Below are 16,459 nucleotides of genomic sequence, written 5' to 3'. Positions count from 1 at the left end.
GCGGGTCCGTTCGAATAGCGACAGCATGCCGGCTGTTCTACTACGGGCGAAAGCAAAAAACCCCGGCCGTGAACGACCGGGGTTTTGGTCCAGAAGAACCTGATGCCTCTACTTCCTGGCGAGCAGATCGCGGATTTCGGTCAGAAGCTGCACATCGGCAGGCGGCGGCGCGGCGGCAGGCGCGGGCTTTTCGGCCTCCAGGCGCCTGCGCAGGTTGTTCACCGCCTTGACCATCAAGAAGATGATGAATGCGAGGATGAGGAAGTTCAGCACGACGGTGATGAAGCTGCCATAGGCGAAGACGGCGCCCTCTTTCTTTGCCTCCGCCAGCGTGCCCGAGTGGACGTTCGAGGACAGTCCGAAGAAGTAGTTGTTGAAGTCCAACCCGCCGAAAATCGCGCCCACGATCGGCATGATGATGTCGTTGACAAGGGAATCGACGATCCTGCCGAAAGCAGCGCCGATGATGACGCCGACGGCCAGGTCCATCACATTGCCCTTGGAAATGAATTCCTGGAATTCTTTCAGCATTTCGACCCTCCTTGCCATGATCGGCCGCGTTCTCCAGCGCCGGCCAAGCCCACAATAGCAAAAACCTCCGGTTGCAAAACCGGAAAAAGGGCCAAGGCACCGGTTTGTTTTTACCCGCATCATCAGACGTCCATGCGCCGAACGCCGCGATGGACTCAGCTTCCAAGCTGTGGTTGCGTGCGGTGAGCGGGCGTCGAGCCGGCCAGGGAGGAAGCGCGAGCCGTGCAGGGCTTGTTCATCGTTGTCATCGCGATCGCTTATGTGACGCTTCTGTTCGCCATCGCCAGCCTTGGCGACCGCCGCTCGGCCAGCTCCGGGCCCGGTCGCGCACGTCCGTTCATCTACGCGCTCAGCCTGGCCATCTATTGCACCTCCTGGACGTTTTTCGGTTCTGTCGGCCTGTCTTCCGAGCGCGGCCTGGAGTTCCTCGGCATCTATACCGGCCCGGTGCTGGTGTTCGTGTTCGGTTTTCCCTTGCTCAACCGTCTCGTGCGGCTGGCCAAGACCGAGAAGATCACCTCGATCGCCGACTTCCTCGGCGCGCGCTATGGCAAGAGCTTCACCGTGGCCGCCATCGCCACGCTGATCGCGACCATCGGCGCGGTGCCCTATATCGCGCTGCAGCTGAAGGCGATCTCCGGTTCCGTCAGCCTGATGGTCGAGCATTACACCGGCTCGCCGCCCTCGTTCGATCCTTTCGTCAGCGACATCTCGCTGGTGGTCGCCATGCTGCTGGCGCTGTTCGCGGTGCTGTTCGGCACGCGCCACGCCGACGCCACCGAGCACCAGGACGGGCTGGTGCTGGCGGTGGCGGTCGAAACCGTGGTCAAGCTTGCCGCCTTCCTGGCGATCGGCCTGATGGTCACTTTCCTGATCTTCGGCGGGCCCGGCGACATGTTCGGCAAGCTGGCCGAAAACGGCCAGGTGCGGCAGGCGATGAGCTATTCGACGTCACTCGCCACCTGGCTGGTGCTGACCTGCCTGAGTGGCTTCGCTATCATCCTTCTGCCTCGGCAATTCTACGTCACCATCGTCGAGAACCGCAGCGAGGCGGAACTGCGCACCGCGACATGGGTGTTTCCGCTCTATCTGGTGGCGATCAACCTGTTCGTGCTGCCGATCGCCTTCGCCGGACTGTCGCTGGTCGGCACGAAGACGAGCAGCGACCTATATGTGCTGTCGCTGCCCTTGTTCAGCGGTCACGATTTCCTGGCCATGGCTGCCTTCATCGGCGGGCTGTCGGCGGCAACCGCCATGGTCATCGTCGAGAGCGTGGCGCTGTCGATCATGATCTCCAACGACCTCATCATCCCGCTGTTCGTGCGGCGGCTGCTGAGGACAACGTCTTCCGAAAACGAGGACTGGTCGACGCTCATCCTCAACGTGCGGCGGGCATCGATCTTCATCATGCTTTTCATCGCCTTCCTCTACTATCGCGAGAGCACCGACAGCGCGCGGCTGTCGTCGATCGGCCTGATGTCGTTCGCGGCGATCGCGCAATTCGCGCCGGCGCTGATCGGCGGGCTGATCTGGCGCGGCGCCAATGGCAGGGGCGCGGCCCTCGGCATGGTCGCCGGCATCGTGATCTGGGGCTACACGCTGCTGTTGCCATCGCTCGTCGCGCCCGAAACCGGCATATTGGTGCATGGCCTGTTCGGCTTCGAAGCGCTGCGGCCGCAGGCGCTGTTCGGCACCGTTGCGGAGCCGTTGAACCACGGCGTGCTGTGGAGCCTGTCGATCAACGCACTGTTTTTCGTACTGGGCTCGCTGTCACGCGCCGCGGTGCCGCTGGAGCGCATCCAGGCGTCGATCTTCGTGCCGCGCGAAGCCGGGCCGATGCCCAGCCTGCGCCGTTTCCGTACCGCCGTCACCGTCAACGACCTGAAGGACACCATCGCGCGCTATCTCGGCGTCCAGCGCACCGAGCGGTCGTTCCAGTCCTTCGAAAAGACCACCAACGTCATCCTGCATGGCAATGAGCAGGCCAGCATGGACGTCATCCGCTTTTCCGAGCAGCTTTTGGCCAGCGCCGTCGGCTCTTCGTCGGCGCGGCTGATCCTGTCGCTGCTGTTTCGCCGCCACGACCGCGAATCCAGGGATGCCTTCCGGCTGCTCGACGACGCCACGGAAGCATTGCAACACAATCGCGACCTGTTGCAGATCGCGCTCGACCAGATGGAACAGGGCATCACCGTCTTCGACCGGGATTTCAGGCTGATCTGCTGGAACCGCCAGTACCGGGAGCTGTTCGACCTGCCCGACGACATGGGCCAGGTCGGCGTCTCGCTCGACCAGATCCTGCGCCATCTGGCGGAGCGCGGCGATATCCCGACCGACCAGCGGGTGACGATGCTCAACCGGCTGACCAGCTTCGTCAGCCCCTGGCAGATGGAACTGAAGACCAGCGGCCGGATCCTGGAGCTGCGCTCCAACCCGATGCCGGACGGCGGCATCGTCGCCACCTATGCCGACATTTCCGGCCGCGTCGAGCAGGACCTGGCGCTGAAGCGGGCGAACGAGTCGCTGGAACAGCGGGTGAAGACCCGCACCATCGAACTGACCAGGGTCAACGAGGAGTTGACCCGGGTCAACGAGGAACTGGCGCAGGCGCAGATGCTTGCCGAGGAGGCCAATCTGGGCAAGACGCGCTTCCTCGCCGCGGCCGGCCACGACATCCTTCAACCGCTCAACGCCGCCAGGCTCTACTGCTCGTCGTTGATCGAAAAGGCCGGCAAGGGCCCGGCCGGCAAGGCCGCGGTCAACATCGACTCCTCGCTGGAATCGGTCGAGACCATTCTGGGCGCCGTGCTCGACATTTCCCGCCTCGATGCCGGTGCCATGAAACCGGACGACACGGCCTTCAACCTAGACGCATTGCTGCGCCAGATCGGCAATGATTTCCGGCCGCTTGCCGCGGAAAAGCAACTCAAGCTGACGATCATGCCCTCGTCGCTGACAGTGATGACGGATCGCAACCTGTTGCGCCGCCTGATCCAGAACCTCGTTTCCAACGCCATCAAATACACACGTCACGGCCGCATCCTGGTTGGCGTGCGGCGGCGCGGCGAACTGGCGGAAATCCAGGTGATCGACACTGGCATCGGCATTGCCGGCGACAAGCTGAACACGGTGTTTCGCGAATTCACCCGGCTGGACGAAGGCGCGCGCGAGGCCGAAGGCCTCGGCCTCGGCCTTTCGATCGTCGATCGCATCGCGCGGGTGCTGAGGCTTGAAATCCGTATTTTCTCCAATCCGGGCAAGGGCACGCGCTTTTCCGTCATCCTGCCGGTGGCGGCCGTGCAGGAACCGAAACGCGAGGTCGAAACCAGGGCGCCGGCCCGCGCGGCGGCTTCGCTGGCCGGACTGAGCGTGCTGTGTATCGACAACGACGCCCGCATCCTGGAAGGCATGCGGCTGCTGCTCGAAGGCTGGGGCTGCGCCGTCGAGACCGTGTCCGGCACAACGAACCGGGATATCGCGATCCGCCGCCCGGACATTGTCCTTGCCGACTATCATCTCGATGGCGAAACCGGCCTCGACGCCATCGTCGGGCTGCGAGCGATCCACGGCGACGACCTGCCCGCCGTGCTGGTCACCGCCGACCGTTCCAACGAGGTACGCACGGCGGCGGCCGGGCTCGACGTCCCGGTGATCAACAAGCCGCTCAAACCGGCCGTGCTGCGCTCGATGATGGCCAGGGTCAGGCCGCTGGCGCCGGCGGCGGAGTAACTGTCAGATCTGCTTCATTTCGGCCCCGCCGACGGCGCCCAGGCTTCGAGATAGGCGCAAAACATGTCGGCCATCGCTTCGGCATGGCTTCTATCTCTGCCGACGGGCGAGGCGTTTCCGAAAAACTGGTCGCCGGGCCGACATCCGCATAACCATCCGCCAGGTTCGGGTGCTCAGCTCACCGGCTGCAGCGGATCGCTGCCGATCTTGGACAGCAGGATCACCGCCTGGGTGCGGCTGTCGACGCCGAGCTTCTGCAATATCGCCGAGACATGCGCCTTGATCGTCGCCTCTGAGACGCCGAGCTCATAGGCGATCTGCTTGTTGAGAAGGCCTTCCGCCAGCATGCCGAGCACGCGGGTTTGCTGCGGCGTGAGCGCCTGCAAGCGCTTGATCAGGTCCGATATTTCGGGATCGCGCTCGACACCGAGATCGATGCCGGCCGGTGCCGCGATATCGCCCGCAAGGACCGATCGCACGGCGTCGCGGATTTCCTCCATGCTGGCCGATTTGGAGATGAAACCGGACGCGCCGAGGTCGAGCGCGCGCCGGATGGTCGCCGGGTCGTCATGGGCGGAGACCACCACCAGCGGCGCCGCCGGATGGATGCCGCGCAACGAGATCAGGCCGGAAAGGCCGCTCGCGCCCGGCATCGACAGGTCGAGCAGCACCAGATCGACCTCCTCGTTGGCCACGACCAGCGCCTTGGCGCTTTCGAAATCGCCGGCTTCGTGAATAGCGGTGACATTGCCGATGCCGGCAAGCGCTTCGCGCAACGCACCGCGAAACAGCGGGTGATCGTCGGCGATGACGAAAGAATAGCCTGATGGCAAATATCCCTCCCCGGATCCCTTGATGGTCTTCTGTTTTCTCGGGACCTGATGCAACGATTATGAGGCGCTTCGCGCTGTTTTCAAGCAGCAAAGCCGGCGCACCGGATTTCCCCAGACGGCCTGTCTTCAGGTCTTCTGCGAGTTGGGTTTGGCGCCGTCGCCGCTGTCCTTGTCCATATCTTTGACGATGCCCATGAAGCCCTTCAGGAAACGCTCCATGTAGCTCATCGTCTTGTTGAAATCCTCCTCGCTCGGCAATGTCGATTCGAGGCGGGCCGAGAGCGAATTCTCGAGCCTGGTGACGCGCTCGTCCATGGCTTTCATCGAGGTTTGCAGGCGATCGACCTCGTCCTGGAAGGCAGCGCGTTCATCGGCCGCCATCTTGCAGACGAGTTGGCCGGAGCGCTCCTCGCAGATCGACATCGCGCCCGTCTGTGTGTCCATGCGGACATAGCCGTTGGCGGATTTCTCCAGACGGTAGCGGTCGGCCTCCTCGGAAAAGGCGGACGCCGCGACCAGCGAAACGAGCGCGGCGGGGATCAAGATGTGCTGCAGACGCATGTTGTCCTCCATGGCCAAAGCCTGAGATATCGCATGTTTGCGCCGGAAATGGGGAAGATCCTTGGCACGGCCTTCCCCGCACGGCTGGTTCGGACTATAGCGCAACCATGTCTCAGATTATCTACAAGATAACCCCGGAAGGGCCTTGGCGCGAGGCCGAAGCGAACGGCCGCTTCACCGGAGCGCCGATCGATGTCGCCGACGGCTTCATCCATTTCTCCACGGCGGCACAGGTCAAAGAGACGGCGGCGAAACATTTTGCCGGCCAGGCGGGGCTTCTGCTGGTCGCCATCGACGGGACCAGCCTGGGCGATGCGCTAAAATACGAGGCCTCCCGCGGCGGCGCGCTGTTTCCGCACCTCTACGGCGTGCTCGACCTGAAAGCCGTGCTGTGGGTTCGGCCGCTGCCGCTCGGCGCCGACGGCACCCACCAGTTCCCGGCGCTGGAGGCCGAATGAGCGTGCTCGACCGGATTGGCCAGAAGCTGCTCTTCACGTTCGACCCGGAAACGGCGCATGGCCTGTCGATCGCGGCGCTGCGCTGCGGCCTGCCGGTCGGCGCACGGACGGCGCGCGACGCACGGCTGAAGGTCAGCCTCTGCGGCCTCGATTTTCCCAATCCGCTCGGCATGGCTGCCGGTTATGACAAGAATGCGGAGGTGCCCGATGCGCTTCTCGGCCTCGGCTTCGGCTTTGCCGAGGTCGGCACGGTGACGCCGCTGCCGCAGCCTGGCAATCCGAAGCCGCGCATCTTCCGGTTGCCGGCGGATGAAGCGGTGATCAACCGGCTCGGCTTCAACAATGAAGGCCATGCGGCCGCCGAGAAACGCCTGGTCGGCCGCGAGGAGCGCTCCGGCATCGTCGGCGTCAACATCGGCGCCAACAAGGACAGCGCCGACCGCGTCAACGACTATGAGCGCGGTGTCATCCGCTTCGCGCCTTACGCCAGCTATCTCACCGTCAATATTTCCTCGCCCAATACGCCCGGCCTGCGCACCATGCAGGCGCGCGAACAGCTTGGCGAGCTCCTGTCGCGCGTCATGGCCGCGCGCGCGGCGGCGGCAAGGCAGCCGCCGGTGTTTCTCAAGATTGCGCCGGACCTGGTCGAAGCCGAGCTGGAAGACATCGCCGCCGAGGTCACCCACAACGCCATAGACGGCATCATCGTGTCCAACACCACCATTTCTCGCCCGGCGCTACGCTCCAGCGGCGCGGCAAGCGAGACCGGCGGGCTTTCCGGCCGGCCGCTATTCGAGCGCTCGACCATCGTGCTGGCCCGTATGCGCAGGCTGCTGGGGCCGGACATGGCCATCATCGGCGTGGGTGGGGTCAACTCCGCCGAGACGGCGCTCGAGAAGATCCGCGCAGGCGCGGATCTCGTCCAGCTTTACACCGGCATGATCTATGCCGGGCCGGCGCTGCCGGGACGCATCGTCGCCGGCATGGCGCGTTTCGCCGACACGGAACGGCTCAACTCCATCAGCGATTTGCGCGACCGCCATCTCGACCAATGGGCTTCAAGGCCGCTCAACTGAATGCCGTCCGCAGCCGCAACCGCAGGATGGCCAGCAGGCTGAGGCCACGCACCAGCAGGAAGACATGCAATGCCGCCCACAGCCCATGATTGCCGAAAGCGGGCGCCAGCGTAATCAGCGCGGCGGCGAAGGCCAGGAAAGACAAAAGCATCATGTTGCGCATGTCGCGCGACCAGGTCGCGCCGATGAAGACGCCGTCCATCTGGAAAGCCAGCACGCCGCTCAGTGCGGTGAAGGCCGCCCAGGGCAGGTAGGTGTCGGCCACCGAGCGGACTTCCTGCGACGTTGTAACGACGGCAACCAGATTGGCACCGGCCAGCAGAAGCACCAGGGTTGCGGCGCCCGCCAATCCGAACCCCCAGAACAGGGTCAACCGCACCGCGCGCCGGAACGGGTGCTCAGCCCGCGCACCGACGGCGCGGCCGGCGAGCTGTTCCGCGGCGGTGGCGAAACCGTCGAGGAAATAGCCTGCGACGAGGAAAAAATTCATCAGCACGGCGTTGGCGGCCAGCGTGACCGTGCCGAATTGCGCACCCTGGCGGGTGAACAGCGCAAAGGCGGCAAGCAGCGAGAACGAGCGGATCATGATATCGCGGTTGAGCGACAGCATGCGCAGGAACGCGCTCATGTCGAGCAGGCGTTGGCGTGGCACGGGCGGGCTTGCACTGAACCGCCTGATGACGATGGCGAGGCCAAGCAACATGGCCAGGAATTCGCCGGTGACGGTTGCCCATGCGACGCCGGCGACGCCCCAGCCAAGCTCCAGCCCAAGCAGGATGCAGAGCGCGATGTTGATGCCGTTCAGCACCAGCTGCAGCACCAACCCGAGCCCGCCCTCGCCTCGGCCGAGGACATAGCCGAGAATGGCGTAGTTGATCAGCGAGAAAGGTGCCGCGAGCAATCTGATGCCGATATAGACGCCCATCGCCTCGCTGACGCGCGGTCCGGCATCCATGAACCACCGCCCGCCGGCCGCGATCAGCGGCGAAAGCGCAGCCAGCACGATGCCGGCGACAACAGCGATCAGCACCGCGCGCCAGAACACCGCCTGTTCCTCCAGCACGTCGTTGCGCCCGAAAGCCTGGGCGACCAGACCGGTGGTGCCGGAGCGCAGGAAATTGAAGGTGGTGAAGACGACGTCGAAGACCAGCGCGCCTGCCGCCAGGCCGCCAAGCAAGGCGGCGTCGCCGAGCTGTCCGACAACAGCCGTATCGACCATGCCGAGCAGCGGCGTCGTCAGGTAGGCGAGCGTCATCGGTACGGCGATGACGAGCACCGTGCGGTTGGTGACGACAAAGGATCCGGGAACGATTGGGGATCCGGCGTCGGCTGGGATTGCACCCTTCTCCAAAGAATTGCTGCCTTGCTGATTGCGGCTTGATCGAACAGCCGGTGTGCCCCATTTTCCGGCCACCGCGCAATCCACCCTTGCCATGGCGGCCAACCGAAATTCCGGTCTGGCGCGAGCCGCCGGATCCGGTTCATGTCCCTCCAGATCGTCCATCATCCCGACTACGACGCCGGCTTCGCCGTCAACCATCGCTTTCCGATGAGCAAATATCCGCTGCTGATGGAGGCCTTGCACGCACGCGAACTGGCCATGCAGGGGGCGCTCAGCATGCCGGAAGCGGCGCCGGCGCCATGGCTGAAGCTTGCCCATGCGGCCGACTATGTCGACCAGGTCATCAGCTGTTCGGTGCCGGACAAGATCGAACGCGAGATCGGCTTTCCGGTCGGCCCACGCGTCTCGCTGCGCGCCCAACTCGCCACCGGCGGCACCGTACTGGCGGCCCGGCTGGCCTTGCGCCACGGCATCGCCTGCAACACCGCCGGCGGCAGCCATCATGCGCGGCGCGCGCAAGGCGCGGGCTTCTGCACCTTCAACGACGTCGCCGTCGCTTCGCTGGTGCTGCTCGCCGAAGGCGCGGCGCGGAACATACTCGTGGTCGATCTGGATGTGCATCAGGGCGACGGCACGGCGGACATCCTGGCCGGCGATCCGCGCGTGTTCACCTTCTCCATGCATGGCGAGCGCAACTACCCCGCGCGCAAGATCGCCTCCGACCTCGATGTCGCACTGCCCGACGGCACGGGCGATGCCGCCTATCTCGAAAGGCTGGCCGCCATCTTGCCGGAACTGTCCGCCCATGCGCGCTGGGACATCGTTTTCTACAATGCCGGCGTCGACGTCCATGCCGAGGACCGGCTCGGCAGGCTGGCGCTTTCAAACGATGGGCTTCGCGCCCGCGACGCCATGGTGATCGGTCACTTCCGCTCGCGCAGCATCGCGCTATGCGGCGTCATCGGCGGCGGCTATTCGACCGACGTGGCCGCGCTCGCGGCGCGCCATGCCATTCTGTTCGAGGCGGCGGCGGACTACGCCTGACCGCTATTTCCTGTAGTTGGCTATTCTGAGCAGGATGAACGCCGGAACCACGATCGCCGCACCCAGCAGAATATAACCCAGGAAGCGGTCGATGGCATGGAAGCCCAGATTCCAGAGATCCAGGACGAATTTGCGGATGCCATAGAGCACGTCCATCGGCGACCAGCCGAAGGCGGTCATGACGAGGCCGACGAGGAACGACACCACCAGCAACTTCAGGAGTACCCTGAGCGGGGTGTCGCCGAGAAAGCGCGTCAATGCGGACAAGACCTGTCTCCGGCTCTGATCGCCCGATTCGGCGACAGGATCAGAAATACGCACTTGGCCGCCCCGCTTCAAGCCGGGCGGGCCAAGGCTCTGAACCTGGCTGACAAAGCCTATGACGGCCGGTCCGGCGGTGCCGCCGGCTTTTCATGATAGGAATTTTTTCCTTGACGGGGTGAAGGCAACTATGGTAGATATTTGGCTATGGTGCTGAGTTGCGCCAGGGACCCGCCGCACAGGCGGGTTTATCCGTTCAAGGCTCCGTCAACAGCGCACCGTCGAAGGCTCCGAAGGAACACGTTAACGCGGATCGTGCCCTGGTACCAAGCCGGCGACCATAGGCGCATGGCAGGCGAGCAGCCGGCGGCGGCTGATCGCGGCCGGCTTATCTGTTTTCTAACCAATTGCCGCTATTGCCATTCCTGGAGCGGGAGCTAGGCTTTGATGGAAGCGGAAAAAATCGGCGCGCGCCGCGCGGTCATGCTTTCGGTTGTCGTGCCGTGCTATAACGAGCGGGACGGCGTGGCTGAGCTTCACCGACGCGTCACCGCCGCTTGCCTGGCGCAAAACCCTTCCTACGAGATCGTGCTCGTCATCGACGGGGCGACCGACGGCACCCGCGAGGCCGTTTTCGAACTGGCGCAAAAGGACGACCATGTCGTCGCCATCGACCTTGCCCGCAACTATGGCCACCAGATCGCGCTGAGCGCGGGGCTGGAGTTCTGCCGGGGCCAGCGCATCCTCATTCTCGATGCCGATCTCCAGGATCCGCCTGAACTGCTCGGCGCGATGATGGCGAAGATGGATGAAGGCTTCGACGTCGTTTACGGTCAAAGGGCCAAGCGTGATGGCGAAGGCTGGTTCAAGCTGGCTTCCGCGTCGATGTTCTACCGGCTGCTGCGCCGGATGGTCGACGTCGAGATCGCGCCGGACACCGGTGATTTCAGGCTGATGAGCCGCCGCGCCCTCGACCATCTGAACGCCATGCCGGAGCGCTACAGGTTCATTCGCGGCATGGTGAGCTGGATCGGGCTGAGACAGGCCGCCTTCTCCTATGAGCGGCAACGGCGTTTCGCCGGCGCCACCCACTATCCGCTGAAGAAAATGGTTCTCCTGGCTGTCGACGCGATGACCAGCTTTTCCATCGCGCCGTTGCGGTTTGCCTCGCTTCTGGGAATGCTTTCCGGCGTGCTGGGGATGGTCGTGCTCGGCTATACGCTGCTCGAGTGGTCGCTGGGAAACGTGCTGCCGGGCTGGACCAGCCTTGCCGCGATCATGCTGATCCTGGGCAGTGTTCAGCTTCTGGTGCTCGGCATATTCGGCGAATATCTCGGCCGGATGTACATGGAGACGAAGCGGCGGCCGCTCTATTTCGTCAACGAGATCGTTTCGCGAAGCGATGTGGCCGTCGAAAACCAGGACCTGCCTGTCCACCGCCTCCAGGAAATGGTGAAGAGAGCCGCGCGTGGCTAAGGCCACGATCGACCGGCCGCGACGGGACCTCTCGACCGGAACGAACGCGAAATGGCCGGGAGCCGCGACATGAACCAAGCCACGGCAATCGCGATGGCTACGCCGTCGCTCGAGGATGCACAGCGCAGCAGGCTGTTGTTCTGTCTTTTCTGCGCCTGCACCGTTGCCTACGTGCTGATGAGGCATGCCAACTCCCTCCTTCTGGATCCTGACAGCTGGTGGCAGGTGAAGGTCGGGCTGGATTTCCTGGCGAACCGGACATTTCCGACCGTCGACCCCTATTCCTATACCTTCGCCGGCCAGCCCTGGATCGCCAAGGAATGGCTGGGGCAGGTGCTTCTGGCGCTCGCCTATGGCGCCGGTGGCTGGAATGGCGTCGTCACGCTGATCATCGCCACGATCGGCCTGACAGTCTTCCTGATGGGATGGTTCCTCAGCGCATGGCTGAAGCCGGTGTTAGCGGTGGTGCTGGCTTTCGTCGCGGCTTTCCTTGTCGCCCCGATCTATACGGCGCGCCCCCACGTCTTCACTTTGCCGATCATCGTCATTTGGACGGCAATGCTGTTTCGCGCGGCGCAGGAGGAAAGAGCGCCATCCCCGTGGCTGCTCGCGCTCGTCGTGTTGTGGGCGAACCTGCATGCCACATTCACCTTGAGCTTCGTCATCGCCGGCTTTGCCGGTCTGTATCTCCTGTCGCGCATAGGCCTGTCGAAACCGGTTCTCTTGGCGAAATGGGTCGCGTTCGGCCTGCTCTGCCCAGTGGTCAGCCTGGTTCATCCCTATGGCGTCAAGGCCATCCTGGCGACGCTTACCGTCGCCTATGGCAACGAGGCGGTGCCGCTAATCCTGGAATGGCGGCCCTTCAACGCCCAGGAAGAGCTCATCAAGGAAGCCGTGATGCTGCTGGCGCTTTTCGGGCTGTTGGTGTCACGGCTGCGGATCGGCTGGGCCAAGGCGCTGTTCATCCTCTTCACCTTGCATGCCTATCTCAGTCACCAGCGGTTCATGTACCTGTTCTTCCTGCTGGTTCCGCTGGTGATCATGGTTGAGGTCGCACAGCAATATCCCGCACTTTCAGCCGCGACCTGGCTGGCGCAAAAGCGCGACGGATTGGAAAAAGTCCTCGCCAGGCATTACTACGCCATCTCAGGCGCGGTGGCCGTCCTGCTGATCGGCGCGGTCTCGGTCCTCGGCAGCGTCCAACAGATCGCGCCGAGCCCGAAGACGTCCGCCAGCGGAGCACTCGCCTTCGCAAGGGATCAGCAGCTGTCCGGCAACGTGCTGAATTCCTACAATTTCGGCGGCACGCTGATCTTCCACGGGATCAAGACCTACATCGACGGCAGGACGGACCAGCTGTTCCTGGACGGGTTCACGAAAACCGACGACGCGACCGGACACAGTGACGGCAAACCACTGCTCGAGGCCCGGCTGAAGAAATACGCCATAGGCTGGGCGCTGCTCGCGGCCGGCGACACCCGCATTCCCTTCTTCGAGGAATTGGGCTGGAAGCGGGCCTACGCGGACGAATACGCCGTGATCTACCTGCCCGGCGCCTGATCCGCGACGCCAGCCCAAACCGGCTTCGGCCCTCCAGCATTCGCCTTGACACCGATGTTGCGGTGCAGCAAATTGCACCGGAGAGGACGAACAAAGTGGGATCGAGAATCAAGGCTTTCTCGCATCGCGGCAATGCCGCCGCATGGGCCGGTGAACCGGGTGCGCCACGACTGCCGCCGGCCACGGCGCGCGAACCGGTCGCATGAACTACAGACGCGACATCGACGGCCTGCGGGCCATAGCGGTGCTGCCTGTCGTCCTCTTTCATTTCGGCTTGTCCGCCATCCCAGGCGGCTTCACCGGCGTCGACATCTTCTTCGTCATATCGGGCTATCTGATCAGCGGCAGCCTGCTCGACGATCTCGAACGCGGCCAGTTCTCGATCGGCCGCTTCTATTGGCGCCGCGCGCGGCGCATCCTGCCGGCGCTGACCTTCGTCATCGTGCTCGCAGGCACTGCCGCCTGGTTCATCCTTTTGCCATCGGACCTGCACGAATTCAGCCTCAGCGTCATCGCGGCCTCGACCTTCTGGTCGAACATCTATTTCTGGAAGACGACGAACTATTTCTCAATCGACGCCGAACTGCGGCCGCTGCTGCACACATGGTCGCTCTCGGTCGAAGAGCAATATTACATCTTCGCGCCCATACTGGTGTACCTGATCTATCGCTATGCCTCGAAACGCTGGCTGACGATATTGCTGCCGATCGCGATCGGCAGTTTCGCCCTGGCGGTCATGGCGACCTCGATGGCGCCCACGGCGGGTTTCTACCTGTTGCCGACGCGCATCTGGGAACTGGCGCTGGGGGCCATGCTGATGCTGAGAAAGCCGCCGGCACTTGCCAACCGGCCGGCAATGGAACTGATCGGCCTCGCCGGCTTTGCCATGGTCGCCTTCGGCTTCGTCACGATTTCGGAGAGCGACCCCTTTCCGGGCTACAATGCCTTGTTCCCCTGCATCGGCACCGCGCTGCTCATCTATGCCGGCCACGAAAGGGCGCGCGAACAGGGGCCGGCAACCATCGCCACGCGGGTGTTGCAGTTTCCGCCGCTGGTCTGGATCGGCCTCATTTCCTATTCGCTCTACCTCGTTCATTGGCCGATCAATTCCTTCGTCCATTACGTTTCGCTGAAAGCCATCGGCGTGCCGACGATCATCGCCATGACCGTGGCAAGCTTCGCCCTGGCGGCGTTCTCGTGGAAATATGTCGAGCAGCCGTTTCGGCGGAAACGGGCCTACACCGCACCGCTGCCTATCTTCGCCTTTTCCGCGACGGCAATCGTCCTGCTCTGCGTCGGCGGCGTGGCCGGGGCGCTCGGCAACGGTTTTCCGCAACGCTTCCCGGACTTTTCAACGGAACGGATCCAGGTTGGCGACTGGCGCAACGGCATCTGCTTCAACGAAGGCTCGAACCGGATCGAGGACTGGAACCTTGCCGCCTGCACCCGAACGAGCGGCTTTGCCACCAATGTGCTGTTGTGGGGCGATTCCTTCGCCGCCCACTATGTCTCGGGACTTGAAGCCAACGCCCAGAAAATCCAGGCTAACGTCATCCAATACACCTATGCCGGCTGCCCCCCGGACCTGACCTATTTTTCCTATGCCCGACCTGCCTGTACCAGCTTCAACGAGCGGGCCCTGTCGATCATCCGCAAAGCCAACATTCAGGCCGTGATCCTGAGTGGCCGATGGACCGACTACGAGGTCAGGGGCTTCGGCGGTCTCCAGAAGACGATCGACCGGCTTCGCCAGATGGGCGTCAAGGTCTACGTCATCGGCCAGTCTCCCGAATTCATCGCCGACGTCCAGAAAATCGCCTTCTTCGCAAGACGAGGAGATACCGCGAACATGTCCTGGCCGATGGCCATGGATCCGGACATCAACAAGCGGGTTCTGCCCTTCGTCAAAGGCGCTGACTTCATAGACCCGCTGACCTATCTGTGCGACGCCGCAGGCTGCTCGTATGCCGATGCCGGCAACAAGCAATTTCTCTATTTCGACTATGGTCACTTCTCTTCCGCGGGCGCAGCACTCGCCATCTCGAGATACTGGCCGAGCTTTGCAGCCGGCACCGAGATCGCGAAAGTGAGATAGCAGGCGTGACCGGCATGCGGCGCGCCGGTCGCTGGGACGGTACCGTGTGAAAAGTGAGCCGCTTTGCGATTGCCCGATGGCCAGCCCTCATGGTAACGAGGCTGCTGCGCGGGTATGATGTAATGGTAGCCTGTCAGCTTCCCAAGCTGAACGCGCGGGTTCGATTCCCGCTACCCGCTCCAGCATATGCCGCAAGGGTTTGCGCCTGATTTGGCGAGTGCCGAAAACCAGCGGTTTTACAGGTAGTTTTACACAGCACGTTCACTTTTTGGCCTGATCGAGTTTTCGGATGCGCTCCTTGATTGCGGCTCCGCGGCTCACATAACGCCTTATGATGCGCGAAACATGGTCCTCTTCCCAGCCCATGATCTCGGCGATCTCGCGCTCGGTCAGGCCGGCGGTGTAAAATTTGGTCGCGGCCGTGCCCCGAAGATCATGGAAGTGCAGGTCATCGCCTTTCGGCCATGCGATCTTCTTGGCGTCGGAGAACGAGCTAGCCAAACCGTTGACAGTCCATGGGCGCTTCTTGCTGCTGGTCAGGATGACAGGTGAGCGCTTCGGTATCCGCCCGAGGGCGTCGCGCAGTTCCCGATAGAGCGGAATGATGCCTTCGCGCTGGTGTCTGCTTTTGCCGGTGGTGATGGTTATGGCATCCTCGTCGACATGGGACCATGACAGGCGGACGAGATCGCCTACCCGAAGACCAGTGCATGCAGCGAGATCGACGGCATGAGCAATTTCGGCCGAGCACGTCTTCTTCAGATGCCCGACGTCGCTGTCTGTCCAGATGATCTCCGAGCGAGAGCCGCTGTAAAGTTGTTTGACGCCTTCGCAAGGGTTCGAGCCAATCTTGCCGAGTGGATCTACCGCGTATGAGAGCACGCGAGAGAGAACCTGCATGCCGTAGTCGGCAGACCTGGGCGTCTCGGCATATGCCGCGCGCCACCGGCGGATTATTGGTCTGATCTTTTCCGGCCGATCGAACTGGGCGATGCGCAGTTCCCCGAAATGGCCGGCAATCCGGTCGAGCCAGGGACCCCAGTTACGTCGCGTCGACTCGGCGAGTTTCTTGTAGTCGGCGCTCGCCTTGTATTGCGTGACCAACGATCGAAAGCGGTTGTTGTCAGGCGACGTGCGGCTGGCAATCGCCTCATTGTAGGACGCGAAGAACTCCGGTGTGCTCGGCATCCCAACAAGGCGCGGACCACCGCGCCAAGCATACCAATAGACATTACCCTTAGCCTTGGGCAATTATCAGTCTAGGGTTGTGCTTCTAGGTTGACGGCGCAACCGCAAACAGTCAACTTGGATCCGAAAACTGTCAACCTACGGCCATCAAACAGGCCATTTCGGTCATCAGGCCGCCATCTGTCAACCAAAACGACAACCAAAACAGCCAAAACCCGCGGCTAAGTTGTCGTAACTTTACATTTGGTTGACACATTTGAGCCGATTCCAGCTTTTTCAGATCAACGTCAACATCTTGATCGGCT

The 16,459-nt window shown here is 63.0% G+C and carries 13 protein-coding genes and 1 tRNA gene; 8 read left to right on the top strand and 6 right to left on the bottom strand.

Annotation, left to right across the window (positions count from 1 at the left end):
* Window positions 1-108: 108 nt before the first annotated feature.
* The gene (gene mscL, locus FJ940_RS23580) at window positions 109-531 is read right to left on the bottom strand and encodes a large conductance mechanosensitive channel protein MscL (RefSeq protein WP_140658092.1); all 423 of its coding nucleotides are present in this window, start codon (window positions 529-531) and stop codon (window positions 109-111) included.
* Window positions 532-753: 222 nt separating this feature from the next.
* Here mscL and FJ940_RS23575 point away from each other — a divergent pair, with 222 nt between their 5' ends.
* Window positions 754-4,260 carry a PAS domain-containing hybrid sensor histidine kinase/response regulator gene (locus tag FJ940_RS23575; RefSeq protein WP_140658090.1) on the top strand — a complete coding sequence of 1,169 codons (3,507 nt, stop codon included), beginning with the start codon at window positions 754-756 and terminating at the stop codon, window positions 4,258-4,260.
* A 173-nt stretch (window positions 4,261-4,433) separates the two neighbouring features.
* On the opposite strand, the gene FJ940_RS23570 is transcribed toward FJ940_RS23575, so the two are convergent.
* Both FJ940_RS23570 and FJ940_RS23565 read right to left on the bottom strand, forming a co-directional pair.
* Window positions 4,434-5,093, bottom strand: coding sequence for a response regulator transcription factor (locus FJ940_RS23570; protein WP_140513279.1), 660 nt, complete (start codon window positions 5,091-5,093; stop codon window positions 4,434-4,436).
* A 126-nt stretch (window positions 5,094-5,219) separates the two neighbouring features.
* Window positions 5,220-5,654, bottom strand: coding sequence for a hypothetical protein (locus tag FJ940_RS23565; RefSeq protein ID WP_140513277.1), 435 nt, complete (start codon window positions 5,652-5,654; stop codon window positions 5,220-5,222).
* A gap of 107 nt (window positions 5,655-5,761) precedes the next feature.
* On the opposite strand from FJ940_RS23565, the gene FJ940_RS23560 reads away from it, so the two are divergent.
* Together FJ940_RS23560 and FJ940_RS23555 are read left to right on the top strand one after the other, a co-directional pair.
* The gene (locus FJ940_RS23560; protein WP_140496591.1) at window positions 5,762-6,112 is read left to right on the top strand and encodes a DUF952 domain-containing protein; all 351 of its coding nucleotides are present in this window, start codon (window positions 5,762-5,764) and stop codon (window positions 6,110-6,112) included.
* The gene (locus FJ940_RS23555; RefSeq protein WP_140658088.1) at window positions 6,109-7,188 is read left to right on the top strand and encodes a quinone-dependent dihydroorotate dehydrogenase; all 1,080 of its coding nucleotides are present in this window, start codon (window positions 6,109-6,111) and stop codon (window positions 7,186-7,188) included. The genes FJ940_RS23560 and FJ940_RS23555 overlap by 4 nt, the downstream gene beginning before the upstream one ends.
* Here the strand turns inward: FJ940_RS23555 and FJ940_RS23550 are convergent.
* On the bottom strand, window positions 7,181-8,539 hold the full coding sequence (locus FJ940_RS23550) for an MATE family efflux transporter (protein WP_140658086.1): 1,359 nt from the start codon (window positions 8,537-8,539) through the stop codon (window positions 7,181-7,183). The two genes, FJ940_RS23555 and FJ940_RS23550, sit on opposite strands and share 8 nt — an antisense overlap.
* A gap of 132 nt (window positions 8,540-8,671) precedes the next feature.
* On the opposite strand from FJ940_RS23550, the gene FJ940_RS23545 reads away from it, so the two are divergent.
* Window positions 8,672-9,574 (top strand): histone deacetylase, encoded by a 903-nt coding sequence (locus FJ940_RS23545; RefSeq protein WP_140658084.1) that lies wholly within the window; start codon window positions 8,672-8,674, stop codon window positions 9,572-9,574.
* Between the two features lie 3 nt (window positions 9,575-9,577).
* Here FJ940_RS23545 and FJ940_RS23540 read toward each other — a convergent pair whose 3' ends face one another.
* Window positions 9,578-9,841, bottom strand: a complete 264-nt coding sequence (locus tag FJ940_RS23540; RefSeq protein WP_140513271.1) for a DUF6460 domain-containing protein — start codon at window positions 9,839-9,841, stop codon at window positions 9,578-9,580.
* Window positions 9,842-10,282: 441 nt separating this feature from the next.
* Between FJ940_RS23540 and FJ940_RS23535 the strand changes: the two genes are divergently transcribed.
* From FJ940_RS23535 to FJ940_RS23520, 4 genes are all read left to right on the top strand, one after another.
* A complete protein-coding gene (locus FJ940_RS23535) occupies window positions 10,283-11,311 on the top strand; it encodes a glycosyltransferase family 2 protein (protein WP_140513269.1) in 1,029 nt (342 codons plus the stop codon).
* Between the two features lie 69 nt (window positions 11,312-11,380).
* Window positions 11,381-12,871, top strand: coding sequence for a hypothetical protein (locus FJ940_RS23530; protein ID WP_140658082.1), 1,491 nt, complete (start codon window positions 11,381-11,383; stop codon window positions 12,869-12,871).
* A 202-nt stretch (window positions 12,872-13,073) separates the two neighbouring features.
* Window positions 13,074-14,966, top strand: coding sequence for an acyltransferase family protein (locus FJ940_RS23525; protein WP_140658080.1), 1,893 nt, complete (start codon window positions 13,074-13,076; stop codon window positions 14,964-14,966).
* A 108-nt stretch (window positions 14,967-15,074) separates the two neighbouring features.
* Window positions 15,075-15,148 (top strand) — tRNA-Gly (locus FJ940_RS23520).
* Between the two features lie 79 nt (window positions 15,149-15,227).
* Here the strand turns inward: FJ940_RS23520 and FJ940_RS23515 are convergent.
* Window positions 15,228-16,154 carry a site-specific integrase gene (locus FJ940_RS23515; RefSeq protein ID WP_140658104.1) on the bottom strand — a complete coding sequence of 309 codons (927 nt, stop codon included), beginning with the start codon at window positions 16,152-16,154 and terminating at the stop codon, window positions 15,228-15,230.
* Window positions 16,155-16,459 lie beyond the last annotated feature (305 nt).

Source organism: Mesorhizobium sp. B2-3-7 (assembly GCF_006442695.1).
Lineage (GTDB): Bacteria > Pseudomonadota > Alphaproteobacteria > Rhizobiales > Rhizobiaceae > Mesorhizobium.
This window is presented reverse-complemented; position numbering and strand designations above follow the sequence as displayed.

What these genes read in the sequence shown, in the direction of transcription:
- FJ940_RS23560 (WP_140496591.1), top strand. Translation starts at nt 5,762, where the DNA reads ATGTCTCAGATTATCTACAAGATAACCCCGGAAGGGCCTTGGCGCGAG.
- FJ940_RS23530 (WP_140658082.1), top strand. Translation starts at nt 11,381, where the DNA reads ATGAACCAAGCCACGGCAATCGCGATGGCTACGCCGTCGCTCGAGGAT.
- FJ940_RS23535 (WP_140513269.1), top strand. Translation starts at nt 10,283, where the DNA reads ATGGAAGCGGAAAAAATCGGCGCGCGCCGCGCGGTCATGCTTTCGGTT.
- FJ940_RS23555 (WP_140658088.1), top strand. Translation starts at nt 6,109, where the DNA reads ATGAGCGTGCTCGACCGGATTGGCCAGAAGCTGCTCTTCACGTTCGAC.
- FJ940_RS23515 (WP_140658104.1), bottom strand. Translation starts at nt 16,154, where the DNA reads ATGCCGAGCACACCGGAGTTCTTCGCGTCCTACAATGAGGCGATTGCC.
- FJ940_RS23525 (WP_140658080.1), top strand. Translation starts at nt 13,074, where the DNA reads ATGAACTACAGACGCGACATCGACGGCCTGCGGGCCATAGCGGTGCTG.
- FJ940_RS23565 (WP_140513277.1), bottom strand. Translation starts at nt 5,654, where the DNA reads ATGCGTCTGCAGCACATCTTGATCCCCGCCGCGCTCGTTTCGCTGGTC.
- mscL (WP_140658092.1), bottom strand. Translation starts at nt 531, where the DNA reads ATGCTGAAAGAATTCCAGGAATTCATTTCCAAGGGCAATGTGATGGAC.
- FJ940_RS23545 (WP_140658084.1), top strand. Translation starts at nt 8,672, where the DNA reads ATGTCCCTCCAGATCGTCCATCATCCCGACTACGACGCCGGCTTCGCC.